Below are 11,801 nucleotides of genomic sequence, written 5' to 3' on the forward strand. Positions count from 1 at the left end.
GTCGGTACGCCGAATGGATCTTCGGGGCGGGCTGTCCGGAAGTGCGGGTGCCGATACCGGAAGCCCATCATCGAGTGGCGCCTCTCGGCCAGGAGCAGCATTGGCACAGCACGAAGTCACGGGACCAGCCGGTCCGGCGCCCCGACGCGGGCAGCGGTTCGACTGGTGGTCCGCACCGAGCGTGGCGGGCCCGCTGGGAGCAGTCCGGCGCCAAGCCGGCGGGCTGGCGGCCGGTAAGCGGTCTTCTACCAGTCCGGAGCAGCGGTCGGTGCGCGGTGGCGAGCCCCAGAGCGACGCGTCGGCGGCTCACGTTCCGGCCCAGCCGGCGCCCGGCGACCAGGCGGCCGCCGCCGGTCGGCCGGTGCGCGATTCCCGGCCTGAGGCCGTCGATCAGCCGGATCTGCGGCTGAGCGACCGTCACGGCGGCAGCCGCAGTGACACCCGCAGCGATGTCCGCAGTGATGTCCGAAGCGACTCTCACCACAACGTCCGAAATGACAGCCGCGGCGACCGTCGCGGCGACCAACTCGGCGCCCCTTACGCGAACGTGACCCTGTATCCAAGCCAGTACCACAACCCCTACGCCCATCAGTACGGCACCGAGCTCGCCGGCGAGTTCGAGGTCCTGCTGGCCGAGCAGCAGGACCAGGCGGCGGCCGAGGTCTACCGGGAGGTGCAGCGCAGCCGGGCCTTCCAGGACATCCGGCGCAGCTACCGAAGCTTCGTCTTCCCCGCCACCGCTATCTTCCTCGGCTGGTACCTGCTCTACGTCACGCTCCAGGCGGCGGCTCCGGATCTCATGCGCGCCCAGCTCGCCGGTCCGTTCAGCGTGGCCTGGCTGCTGGGTCTGATGCAGTTCGTCTCGACCTTCGTGATCACCTGGCTCTACTCCCGCAACGCCCGCACCAAGCGCGACCGAGCCGCCCTCGGTCTGCGCTGGGACACTCAGGACCAGCTCCGATGACACAACTCACCCAACAGGCCGCCCTCGTGGTCGGCGCCACCGTGACCAGTGCTTCCCGCCGGGTCGGTGCCGCCGTCACCACCGCTGTGCACAACGCCGGCGCCGCCTATGTCGCGCCCGCCCCGGGAGCCGCCGGGCCCGCCGCACCCCACGTGCCCGCCGCACCCGTCCACCCCGCCGCCGAGCAGCACCACGGGCTGGCCGTGGTGCTCTTCGCCCTGGTGGTCGTGGTCACCTTGGCGATCACGCTCTGGGTGGGCCGGCGTGGCCAGGCCGCGGAGGACTTCTACGCCGGCGGCCGGGACTTCGGTCCGCTGCAGAACGGCATCGCGCTCTCCGGCGACTACCTCTCCGCAGCCTCCTTCCTCGGCGTCACCGGCCTGATCGCGCTCTACGGCTACGACGGCGTGCTCTACAGCATCGGCTTCCTGGTGGCCTGGCTGGTGGTGCTGATGTGGGTGGCCGAACTGGTCCGCAACACCGGCCGCTACACCCTGGCCGACGTGCTGGCCACCCGGATGCGGCAGCGCCCGGTCCGTGCTGCCGCCGGCTCCGCGAGCGTGGTGGTCACGCTGCTCTACCTGATCGCTCAGATGGTCGGCGCCGGCAGCCTGGTGGCCCTGCTCCTGGGCACCACCGGGGCGGCGGCCAAGACCTGGACCATCGTGGCGGTCGGCGCCCTGATGATCATCTACGTCACGGTCGGCGGCATGCGCGCCACCACCTGGATCCAGATCGTCAAGGCGCTGATGCTGATGGCAGGGGCGGTGCTGATGACCATCCTGGTGCTCTTCCGTTTCCACGGCGATGTGGCCGACCTGATGAACTCCGCCGCGCACGGCAGCGGGGCAGGGGCGAAGTTCCTCGAGCCCGGCCTCAAGTACGGTGCGTCGACCACCAGTCGGCTCGACTTCGTCAGCCTGGGCGTGGCACTGGTGCTGGGCACCGCGGGGCTGCCGCACATCCTCTCGCGGTTCTACACCGTACCGACCGCCCGGGCCGCCCGCCGGTCCACGATCTGGGCGATCGGCCTGGTCGGCTGCTTCTACCTGATGACCATCGTGCTGGGGTTGGGCGCGGCCGCGCTGGTCGGTTCCAAGGCGGTCAAGGCCGCCAACTCCGCGGGCAACACCGCGGTCCCGCTGTTGGCCCTCAACCTGGGCGGCGGCGAGGGCAGCACCGGCGGCACCTTCTTCTTCGCCGTCACCTCGGCGATCGCCTTCGCCACCATCCTGGCCGTGGTGGCGGGCCTGACCCTGGCCTCCTCGGTCTCCTTCGCCCATGACCTCTACGCGCAGGCGTTCCGCCGCTCGGGCCGGCCGCCAGTGACGGAGCGCCAGGAGATCGTGGTCGCGCGGCTGGCCGCTGTGCTGATCGGCGGACTGGCCATCGTGCTCAGCCTCTTCGCGCAGCGGCTGAACGTGGCCTTCCTGGTGAGTCTGGCCTTCGCGGTGGCCGCTTCGGCCAACCTGCCGACGCTGGTCTACAACCTGTTCTGGCGCCGCTTCACCACCCGCGGCGCCTGCTGGTCCACCTACGGCGGTCTGGTGCCGGCGTTGGTCCTGGTGCTCTTCTCGCCGGTGGTCTCCGGCAGCAAGACCGCCATGTTCCCCGGCGTGGACTTCCACTGGTTCCCGCTGGAGAACCCCGGCCTGATCTCCATCCCGCTCGGTTTCCTGATGGGCTGGATCGGCACGGTCAGCGGCGAGGAGCGCGCCGACCCGGATAAGTTCGCCGAGCTTGAGGTCCGCTCTCTCACCGGCGCGGGCGCGGTCTGAGCCCGCTGGCACGACCGAGCAGGCAGGCAGGCAGGCAGCAGGGATGCAGCAGGCAGGTGGCTGAGCAGGTAGGCAAGGTGCCGAGCAGGTAGGCCGGCGCCCCAAGCAGAGGGCGGATGTCACGGGGTGCGCGCACCCCGTGACATCCGCCCTCTGCTTGACTGGAGGGCAGCCACCCCTGCCCCGCTCCAGCCATCCCTGCTCAGCCGGCGGTCACCGATCCGACCACCATCCGCACCGGCGAACCAGGCGCCTTGCCGCAGCTTTCCGCCCGGGGCGGCTCACTGGCCGCCGCCATGACCTCGACCTGCCAGCTCCGCCCGTCCTGATGGTGCACCAGGCAGCGCCAGCCGCCGCTGTCCAAGGCCTGCTGAACGACCGTCAGTACCTCGGCGGCCACCTCGCCGGTCAGTTCCCGCACCGCGTGCTCGGCCGCCTGCCCCGGCCGGTCCCAACAGGACCGGCCGCGGGAGACCTCCGGCACCGTCCGCCCGGCCGCCGTCGCGGCCAGCACCTCCTTGGCCGCCTCCTCGGTCAACCGCCCGTAGGCGTACCCGTACGGCAGCACCAGCATGGTGGGGGAGAACCGGTGGCCGCCCAGGTGGGTGACCTCCCAGACCTCACTGTGGCCCTGGGCCGCCAGCTGGGCCGCCAGCGGCCGGCCGAGCAGCGCGCAGCAGCGGTCCCGGCGTCCGTTGGTGCACACCAGTGCCAGCGGGGCGCCCGCGTGCGGGGCCCCGAAACCGGTGTGGTCACCGGCTCCCAGCGCAGCGAAGTCGAGTTCGAGCAGCTCGGCGGGCCGTTCCAGCTCGGCCCGCCGGATCCAGCTCCGCCCCGGCAGCGTGTGCGCCACCAGTACCTGGTGACGGGCCGTCGGCCGGTCGTCCGCGTGCCGCCCGGGGCGGCGGATCAGCGCGACCCGTACCCCGGTGCCGGCCGTGGCCGCATCCAGCGCCCGGCCCAGCTCGGCGTCGAAGTGGCTCTCGGTCAGTGCCTTGGCACCCCACGGGCCGGCCTGCTCGATGAGCAGCCAGGTCCGTGCGCTGGCGGCCGTCGCGGCCAGCGGCTCGTGCAGTTCGTTCGACAGCGTCGTACAGGTCGTCATCGCGGCCACCCTACCTCCGGCCTGGGGGAGCGGGGCGGCCGCACTCGCGTCACCCCTGCTCCCCGAGCACGAGCCCCGGCCTGGCTCCGAGCCTGGCTCCGGGCCCGCGCCCGCTATGGGCCCGGCTGCCCGGCCACCACCGTCAGCTCCCGGTCGCCACCGCCGCGATCGGCGTGCCCACCGGCGTCCCGGACCCGTCGCGCCGCGGGTCGCGCTCCGGCAGCGCCACCGGCGAGCCGTTCGCCGCCGCCGCCCGGGCCGGTGCCGCGCCCGCCCAGGCGAACGCCAGCATCTCCTCTCCGCGCAGGAAGCGCTGGCAGCGCACCCCGCCGGTGGCCCGGCCCTTGCGCGGGTACAGGTCGAACGGCGTGACCTTCCAGGTGGACTGCGACTCGCCGGTCAGCGTCCCGGACGCCCCGGCCACCGAGACCACCACCGCGTCGACAGCCGGATCCACCGCGGTGAACGAGATCACCCGGGCCCCGTCCGCCAGCTTCACCCCGGCCATGCCACCGGCCGGCCGCCCCTGCGGCCGCACCTGCCCGGCCGGGTAGCGCAGCAACTGCGCGTCGCTGGTGATGAAGACCAGGTCCTCCTCACCCGTGCGCAGCTCCACCGCGCCCACCAGCTCGTCCCCCTCCTTGAGGGCGATCACCTCGAACTCGTCCTTGTTGGCCGGCCACTCCGGCACCACGCGCTTGACCACGCCCTGCACCGTGCCCAGCGCCAGACCCGGCGAGGACTCGTCCAGGGTGGTCAGCGCGATCAGCCGCTCACCGGCCGCCAGCTTCAGGAACTCGCTCACTGCCGCGCCGCCCGCCAGCGACAGCTCTTCCTGCGGCGGCAGCGCCGGCAGGTCGATCACCGGCAGCCGCAGCACCCGCCCGGCCGAGGTCACCGCGCCGACATCGGCCCGCGCGGTGGCCGGCACCGAGGAGACGACCAGGTCGTGCTTGGACCGCTTGCGATCCGCCGACCCGCTCTCCGGCGCCACCGGCTCGCCGTCCGCCGTGCGGGCCAGCAGCCCGGTCGAGGAGAGCATCACCCGGCACGGGTCGTCCGCCACCTCCAGCGGCACCGCCAGCGCCGCCGACGGCACCGCACCCGCCTCCAGCAGCACCGTGCGCCGCTCGGTGCCGAACTGCTTGGCCACCGCCGCCAGCTCCCCGGAGACCACGCCGCGCAGCCGGGAGTCCGACTCCAGGATCTCGGTCAGCTCCGCGATCTCGGTGAGCAGCTTCGCCTGCTCCGTCTCCAGCTCGACCCGGTCGAACCTGGTCAGCCGGCGCAGCGGGGTGTCCAGGATGTAGGCCGTCTGCACCTCGGACAGCGAGAAGCGCTCCATCAGGCGCTCCTTGGCCTGCTGGGCGTTCTCGCTGCTGCGGATCAGCGCGATGACCTCGTCGATGTCCAGCAGCGCCACCAGCAGGCCCTCGACCAGGTGCAGCCGCTCCTGGCGCTTGCGGCGGCGGAACTCGCTGCGCCGACGGACCACCTCGAAGCGGTGGTCGACGTAGACCTCCAGCAGCTCCTTCAGGCCCATGGTCAACGGCTGGCCGTCCACCAGGGCCACGTTGTTGATGCCGAAGGTCTCCTCCAGCGGGGTCAGCTTGTACAGCTGCTCCAGCAGCGCCTCCGGCACGAAGCCGTTCTTGACCTCGATCACCAGCCGCAGGCCGTGCACACGGTCCGTCAGGTCCTTGACGTCCGCGACACCCTGCAGCTTCTTCGAGTTGACCAGGTCCTTGATCTTGCCGATCACCTTCTCCGGACCCACCGCGAACGGGAGTTCGGTGACCACGATGCCCTTGCGGCGCGGCGTCACGTCCTCCACCGTCGCGGTGGCGCGGATCCTGAAGGTGCCGCGGCCGCTCTCGTACGCGTCCCGGATCCCGGCCAGGCCCACGATTCGCCCGCCCGTCGGCAGGTCCGGACCCGGCACGAACCGCATCAGCGTGTCCAGGTCGGCGGTCGGGTGCTTGATCAGGTGCCGGGCCGCCGCCACCACCTCGGACAGGTTGTGCGGCGGCATGTTGGTCGCCATGCCGACCGCGATCCCGGTCGCGCCGTTCACCAGCAGGTTCGGGAACGCCGCCGGCAGCACCCCCGGCTCCTGCTCCGAACCGTCGTAGTTCGGGCCGAAGTCGACCGTCTCCTCGTGGATCGACTCCACCAGCGCCATCGACGCCGCGGTCAGCCGCGACTCGGTGTAACGCATTGCGGCCGGCGGGTCGTCATTGCCCAGCGAACCGAAGTTCCCGTGACCGTCGATCAGCGGCACCCGCATCGAGAACGGCTGCGCCATCCGCACGATCGAGTCGTAGATCGAGGCGTCACCGTGCGGGTGCAGCCGGCCCATCACCTCGCCGACCACCCGGGCGCACTTCACGTGCGCGCGGTCCGGACGCAGCCCCATCTCGTTGGCCTGGTACAGGATGCGGCGGTGCACCGGCTTGAGACCGTCCCGCGCGTCCGGCAGCGCCCGGGAGTAGATCACCGAATAGGCGTACTCCAGGAAGGAACCCTGCATCTCGTCCACCACGTCGACATCGAGGATCCGCTCCTCGAAGTCTCCGGGCGGCGGGGTCGGCGAACTGCGGCGGGCCATCGCGGCGGGGCTCCCTTGCGTCTGTCAGCTCTGGGTACGGCGCCCCCCATTGTGGACCCTCGGGCCGACACTCCCCACCAGGGTGTTGCGCCGGTGGCGAACGCAGCCCGCGCGCGGGCACACCACGGCACCGTATGCGTTGCACCACAATGGGGGCGGTACAGCTCCTCGACCCAACAACGGGAAGGACCCGAGCGCATGGCCAACCCGGCCGCCGAAGCCACCTCCACCGGAGGCACTGGCGCCCCCATCGCCATCACCGAGCACCGCCTGGCCAACGGCCTGCGGGTGGTGCTCTCCGAGGACCACCTCACCCCGGTCGCCGCGGTCTGCCTCTGGTACGACGTGGGTTCCCGGCACGAGGTGAAGGGTCGCACCGGGCTGGCGCACCTCTTCGAGCACCTGATGTTCCAGGGCTCGGCCAACGTCTCCGGCAACGGCCACTTCGAACTGGTCCAGGGCGCCGGCGGTTCGCTCAACGGCACCACCAGCTTCGAGCGGACCAACTACTTCGAGACCATGCCCGCCCACCAGCTCGAGCTCGCCCTCTGGCTGGAGGCCGACCGGATGGGCTCGCTGCTGGCCGCTCTTGACGAGACGTCGATGGAGAACCAGCGCGACGTGGTCAAGAACGAGCGCCGCCAGCGCTACGACAACGTGCCCTACGGCACCGCGCTGGAGAAGCTCACCGCCCTCGCCTACCCCGAGGGCCACCCGTACCACCACACCCCGATCGGCTCGATGGCCGACCTCGACGCGGCCACCCTGGCCGACGCCCAGGAGTTCTTCCGCACCTACTACGCGCCCAACAACGCGGTCCTCTCGGTGGTCGGCGACATCGACCTCGAGCAGACCATCGCCTGGGTCGAGAAGTACTTCGGCTCCATCCCCGAGCACCACGGCAAGCAGCCCCCGCGCGACGGCACGCTGCCCGACACCATGGGCGGCGAACTGCGCGAGGAACTGCACGAAGAGGTCCCCTCCCGTGCCCTGATGAGCGCCTACCGGCTCCCGCACGACGGCACCCGCGAGGCCGACGCGGCCGACCTGGCCCTGACCGTGCTCGGCTCCGGCGAGTCCAGCCGCCTCTACAACCGCCTGGTCCGCCGCGACCGCACCGCCGTCTCGGCCGGCTTCGGCCTGCTGCGGCTGGCCGGGGCCCCCTCGCTCGGCTGGCTCGACGTCAAGTCCTCCGGCGAGGCCACGATCGCCCAGATCGACCAGGCCATCGACGAGGAGCTGGCCCGGTTCGCCGCCGACGGCCCCACCGCCGAGGAACTCGAGCGCGCCCAGGCGCAGATCGAGCGCGAGTGGCTCGACCGGCTCACCACCGTGGCCGGCCGCGCCGACGAACTCTGCCGCTACGCCGTGCTCTTCGGCGACCCCAAGCTGGTCAACGGAGCGCTCGGCCGGGTGCTGGACGTCACCGCGGACGAGGTCCGTGCCGTCGCCGCAGCCCGCCTGCGCCCCGACAACCGCGCCGTGCTGGTCTACGAGCCCACCACCGACGCCACCGAGACCGAGGAGGATGCCGCGTGAGCACGCCGACCATGACCTTCCACCCGCAGCCGCAGCCCGGCACCCCCACCCCGTGGGCGTTCCCGGCCCCCCAGCGGCTCACCCTGGCCAACGGCCTCACCGTGCTGCACTGCGACCGCCCCGGCCAGCAGCTGGTCGCCGTCGAGGTGCTGCTCGACGCCCCGCTCGCCGCCGAGCCGCCCGGCCTGGACGGCGTCGCCACCCTGCTCGCCCGGGCGTTCAACGAGGGCACCGACACCCTCACCGCCGAGGAGTTCGCCGCCGAACTCGAGCGGGCCGGCGCCACCATGGACGCCCACGCCGACCACCCCTGCCTGCGGGTCGTGCTGGACGTGCCCGCCTCCCGCCTGGAGCGCGGCCTCACCCTGCTCGCCGACGCGCTGCGCGCCCCCGCGCTGCCCGCCGACGAGATCGAGCGCCTGGTCGCCAACCGGCTGGACGAGATCGTCCACGAGCAGGCCAACCCGGCCCGGCGCGCCGCCAAGGCCCTGTACGCCGAGCTCTTCGACGCCGCAGACCGGCTCTCCCGGCCGCGGGCCGGCAGCGCCGAAACCGTCCGGGGCATCGACCGGGCCGCCGTCCAGGCCTTCTACGCCGCCCACGTGCGCCCCTCCACCGCCACCCTGGTCATCGTCGGCGACCTCACCGGCGTCGACCTGCCCGCCCTGCTCGAGTCCACCCTGGGCCGCTGGACCGGCGAGAAGGCCGAACCCGGCACCACCACCCCGGTCACCGCGGACGACCGCGGCCGCGTGGTCATCGTGGACCGGCCCGGTTCGGTGCAGACCCAGGTGCTGATCGGCCGGATCGGCCCCGACCGCCACGACCCCAGCTGGGCCGCCCAGATCCTGGGCACCTACTGCCTGGGCGGCACCCTCACCTCCCGGCTGGACCGGGTGCTGCGCGAGGAGAAGGGCTACACCTACGGCGTGCGGGCCTTCGCCCAGCCGCTGCGCTCCGACGCCCAGGGCACCGGCCGGGCGCTGCTGGCGATCAGCGGCTCGGTGGACACCGCCTCCACCGCCCCCGCCCTCGCCGACACCTGGACCATCCTGCGCACCCTGGCCGCCGAGGGCCTGACCGACTCCGAGCGCGAGGAGGCGGTGCAGTTCATGGTCGGCGTCGCGCCGCTCAAGTACGAGACCGCCGGTTCGGTGGCCGGCACCCTGGCCGACCAGGTCGAGCAGCAGCTGCCGGACGACTTCCAGGCCAAGGTCTACCAGCAGCTCGCCGCGCTCTCCACCGAGGAGGCCACCACCGCCGTGGTGGCCGCCTTCCCGCCCGAGCGGCTGGTCACCGTCCTGGTCGGCGACGCCTCGGTGATCGCCGAGGACGTCAAGGCGCTGGGGATCGGCGAGGTCACCGTCGTCAGCTGACCTTGCGTCACCGGGCCCGGCGGGTACTCCCGCCGGGCCCTTCGCGTGTCCGAAAAGCCGTTGCGGGCCGGGGGCGCGGCGTGGCTTGATACTCCCGTCGCGGTGCGCGGCACCAGGCGAACGGCACAGCGGAGGGAGGCGGTCACCATGCGGGTCGAGCAACGACGTTCGCGCTCCCCGAGGCCGCTGGACCCCTTCCGCACCGCCTCCGTCCGCGCCGCCTGAGCGCGCGCGACCCCTCCACGTCCCCGAGCCACGCCGGATGCTTCGCGTGGCAGTCATACGCTTGAACTGTCGACCTTTTGGGGGTCTGTTCCACCATGTCGTACACCGAAGTCCCCGGCGCGCGGGTCCCGATCCGGATGTGGGCCGACCCGGCCACCGTCGAAGGCGCGGCGATGCAGCAGCTGCGCAACATCTCCACCCTGCCCTGGCTGCACGGCCTGGCCGTGATGCCCGACGTCCACCTGGGCAAGGGCGCCACCGTCGGCTCCGTCATCGCGATGAAGGGCGCCGTCTGCCCGGCCGCGGTCGGCGTCGACATCGGCTGCGGCATGAGCGCGGTGAAGACCTCGCTCACCGCTCGCGACCTCCCGGACGACCTCGGCCGCCTGCGCACCAAGATCGAACAGGCCATCCCGGTCGGCCGCGGCCTCCACGACGACCCGGTCGACCCGGCCAAGCTCCACGGCTTCGCGGCCGCCGGCTTCGAGCGGATGTGGGCGGGGTTCGATTCGATCGCGCCTTCGGTCAAGTTCCGTCACGAGCGGGCACTGAAGCAGATGGGAACGCTCGGATCCGGCAACCACATGATCGAGCTTTGTCTCGATACGTCAGGTTCGGTCTGGCTGATGCTCCACTCGGGGTCGCGCAACATCGGCAAGGAGCTGGCGGAGCACCACATGGAGGTGGCCCGCTCGCTGCCGCACAACCAGGGGCTGGTCGACCGCGACCTGGCGGTGTTCATCTCGGACACGCCGCAGATGGGTGCCTACCGGCAGGATCTGTTCTGGGCGCAGGAGTACGCCAAGTACAACCGGGCGGTCATGATGGCGCTCTACCAGGACGTGCTCCGGCGCGAGTTCAGCCGGGCCAAGGTCACCTTCGACGAGGTGATCAGCTGCCACCACAACTATGTGGCGGAGGAGCGCTACGACGGGGTGGACCTGCTGGTCACCCGCAAGGGCGCGATCCGGGCCGGCTCCGGCGAGTACGGGATCATCCCGGGCTCGATGGGCACGAGTTCGTTCATCGTGCGTGGCCTGGGCAACGCGGCCTCGTTCAACTCGGCCTCGCACGGCGCCGGTCGGAAGATGAGCCGGACGGCGGCCAAGAAGCGGTTCACCGTGCGGGACCTGGCGGAGCAGACCCGCGGTGTCGAGTGCCGCAAGGACTCGGGCGTGCTCGACGAGATCCCGGGTGCCTACAAGTCCATCGAGAAGGTGATGGAGCAGCAGCGGGATCTGGTCGAGATCGTGGCTCAGATCAAGCAGGTGATCTGCATCAAGGGGTGAGGTCGGGCGCTGCGGCGTCCCGCGCCGCAGCGCCCGGGTCACGCGCTGGTGCGGGTCTGCCTCGGTCCGGGGGCGGGAGCCCCTACTCCGCCCGGCGCAGCAGCAGGGTGACGAAGCCGAAGGTGCCCTGGTAGCCGCGGAGCCATTCGGTGCGGTGGGTGGTGGCGCGGGTGAGGGCGTCGGGGGCGGCGGGGTGGGTGGGGTGGTCGAGAGCCCACTCGGTGAGGGAGCCGGTCCAGCACCACTCGTAGTCGTCGAGTTCGCGCTGGCTGCTCTGGTGGCCGAAGACCGGGAGCCAGCCCGCCGTGGTGACGGTGTCGACCAGGGTGGGCAGGTCGTCGAGGTCCTCGCGGGCGGCGCCGCCGAAGCCGGCCAGCGCGGCCTCGTCCGGCTCACGCTGCCAGTAGCCCTCGCCGAGCAGCACCTGGCCCCCGGGGGCCAGGTGCTGCTCGGCGGCGGCCAAGGTGGGCAGCAGGCCGCCGAAGGCGTGGCTGGCGCCGACGCTGAGCACCAGGTCGTAGCGGTGCGGCGAGGTGTGTTCGGCGGCGGGGCGGTGGTGCAGGCCGAGCCGGCTGATCACGCCGAGCCGCTCTGCGGCGGCCCGGGCGGCGGTGAGGGCGCCGGCGTCGGTGTCCACGCCGTCGGCCCGCAGGCCGGGGTGGGCGGCCAGGGCGCGCAGCAGCCAGGGGGCCTCGCCGCAGCCGAGGTCCAGGATCCGTTCGTCCCCGCGCCGGACGGCGCGCCGCAGCAGCGCGGCCACGTTCGAGTCGTCCAGCGGCGCGGCGACGGGGTGGTGGGTGTGGGCGATGCGGGAGAGCTCCTGACGGTCCATCCGTTCAGCGTGCCAGGCTGTGGTGCCGCCTGCACCGGGATTTCACCGGGTGTCCGGAACCACCCCGCTGACCAGGCATGTCCTA

8 protein-coding genes are annotated in these 11,801 nt (G+C 72.3%); 5 read left to right on the forward strand and 3 right to left on the reverse strand.

Annotation, left to right across the window (positions count from 1 at the left end; all coding sequences use genetic code 11):
• Positions 1-547: 547 nt before the first annotated feature.
• Positions 548-964, forward strand: coding sequence for a DUF485 domain-containing protein (locus tag C7C46_RS36255; RefSeq protein WP_245984220.1), 417 nt, complete (start codon positions 548-550; stop codon positions 962-964).
• Positions 961-2,742, forward strand: coding sequence for a solute symporter family protein (locus tag C7C46_RS05830; protein WP_245984221.1), 1,782 nt, complete (start codon positions 961-963; stop codon positions 2,740-2,742). The genes C7C46_RS36255 and C7C46_RS05830 overlap by 4 nt, the downstream gene beginning before the upstream one ends.
• Positions 2,743-2,944: 202 nt before the next feature.
• Here C7C46_RS05830 and C7C46_RS05835 read toward each other — a convergent pair whose 3' ends face one another.
• Entirely contained in the window at positions 2,945-3,847 is a 903-nt protein-coding gene (locus C7C46_RS05835; RefSeq protein ID WP_110666478.1) for a ferredoxin family protein, read from the reverse strand.
• 142 nt (positions 3,848-3,989) lie between these two features.
• Positions 3,990-6,455: a DNA gyrase/topoisomerase IV subunit A gene (locus C7C46_RS05840; protein WP_110666414.1), complete on the reverse strand. Its 2,466-nt coding sequence runs from the start codon at positions 6,453-6,455 to the stop codon at positions 3,990-3,992.
• Positions 6,456-6,653: 198 nt separating this feature from the next.
• Between C7C46_RS05840 and C7C46_RS05845 the strand changes: the two genes are divergently transcribed.
• The 3 genes from C7C46_RS05845 (at position 6,654) to C7C46_RS05855 (ending at position 10,884) form a co-directional block, all read left to right on the forward strand.
• Complete coding sequence (locus C7C46_RS05845; RefSeq protein WP_110666416.1) at positions 6,654-7,994, forward strand: M16 family metallopeptidase; 1,341 nt, start codon at positions 6,654-6,656, stop codon at positions 7,992-7,994.
• An 11-nt stretch (positions 7,995-8,005) separates the two neighbouring features.
• Entirely contained in the window at positions 8,006-9,370 is a 1,365-nt protein-coding gene (locus tag C7C46_RS05850) for a M16 family metallopeptidase (protein WP_110666479.1), read from the forward strand.
• Positions 9,371-9,690: 320 nt separating this feature from the next.
• Positions 9,691-10,884, forward strand: coding sequence for an RtcB family protein (locus C7C46_RS05855; RefSeq protein ID WP_110666418.1), 1,194 nt, complete (start codon positions 9,691-9,693; stop codon positions 10,882-10,884).
• Positions 10,885-10,966: 82 nt separating this feature from the next.
• On the opposite strand, the gene C7C46_RS05860 is transcribed toward C7C46_RS05855, so the two are convergent.
• The gene (locus C7C46_RS05860; protein ID WP_110666420.1) at positions 10,967-11,716 is read right to left on the reverse strand and encodes an SAM-dependent methyltransferase; all 750 of its coding nucleotides are present in this window, start codon (positions 11,714-11,716) and stop codon (positions 10,967-10,969) included.
• Between the last annotated feature and the right edge of the window lie 85 nt (positions 11,717-11,801).

Origin of the sequence: Streptomyces tateyamensis (genome assembly GCF_003205575.1) — a bacterium.
Classification (GTDB): Bacteria; Actinomycetota; Actinomycetes; order Streptomycetales; family Streptomycetaceae; genus Kitasatospora; species Kitasatospora tateyamensis.

Excerpts from the sequence above, each read along its gene's own strand:
- C7C46_RS05830 (WP_245984221.1), top strand. The coding sequence starts at position 961 with ATGACACAACTCACCCAACAGGCCGCCCTCGTGGTCGGCGCCACCGTG.
- C7C46_RS05835 (WP_110666478.1), bottom strand. The coding sequence starts at position 3,847 with ATGACGACCTGTACGACGCTGTCGAACGAACTGCACGAGCCGCTGGCC.
- C7C46_RS05840 (WP_110666414.1), bottom strand. The coding sequence starts at position 6,455 with ATGGCCCGCCGCAGTTCGCCGACCCCGCCGCCCGGAGACTTCGAGGAG.
- C7C46_RS05845 (WP_110666416.1), top strand. The coding sequence starts at position 6,654 with ATGGCCAACCCGGCCGCCGAAGCCACCTCCACCGGAGGCACTGGCGCC.
- C7C46_RS05850 (WP_110666479.1), top strand. The coding sequence starts at position 8,006 with ATGACCTTCCACCCGCAGCCGCAGCCCGGCACCCCCACCCCGTGGGCG.
- C7C46_RS05855 (WP_110666418.1), top strand. The coding sequence starts at position 9,691 with ATGTCGTACACCGAAGTCCCCGGCGCGCGGGTCCCGATCCGGATGTGG.
- C7C46_RS05860 (WP_110666420.1), bottom strand. The coding sequence starts at position 11,716 with ATGGACCGTCAGGAGCTCTCCCGCATCGCCCACACCCACCACCCCGTC.